Below are 594 nucleotides of genomic sequence, written 5' to 3'. Positions count from 1 at the left end.
TCGTTAAAATGTGGGTAAGCCCCCTTTTAGCAAAACCGGAGTGGAAATGATGAGTATAAATAATTTTGTGGGATTGATAAAGGACGAATTATTAAAAGAGGTAAGCATAAGAAGCGAGGATGAATTCGAGCCTGTAGTAGTTAATGATATTCCTAGACTTTGGAAGTGTTTAGGGATAGGTAATTATGCCGCAGTATTCATGCACAGAGAATACAAAGATTGGGTAGTGAAAGTTTACGCGCGAGAAGGAGAAGGAATTGAAAAGGAGTCAGAAGTATACCGCAGAATCGGAAATCACCCTTCTTATTCGAAGCTTATTTATAAAGGAGAAAATTTCATAGTATTGAAACGTTTAAAAGAAATTACCTTATACGATGCTATTCATAAGGGAATTAAAATTCCTAAACAGGTGATCCTTGATATCAATAAAGCTTTAGAGTATGCAAGAAAACAAGGATTAACTCCTTGTGATGTTCACGGGAAAAATGTGATGATGGAAAAAGGAAGAGGTTATGTAGTCGATGTATCTGATTTCTTAAAAGCAAAAGAAGATAGTAAGTGGAGAGACCTAGAAAAGGCATATTTTACATTTTA

1 protein-coding gene is annotated in these 594 nt (G+C 35.0%); it reads left to right on the top strand.

Annotated features, from left to right (window positions below):
• Positions 1-46 precede the first annotated feature (46 nt).
• Positions 47-594 (top strand): protein kinase family protein (locus tag ACYVEC_RS30645; RefSeq protein ID WP_460509593.1); only part of this gene is annotated, 548 nt, incomplete at its 3' end.

It is taken from the genome of Bacillus sp. MN7755 (assembly GCF_054771475.1).
Note: the sequence above shows the minus strand (reverse complement) of the source record. Positions and strands in the feature narration are given on the sequence as shown.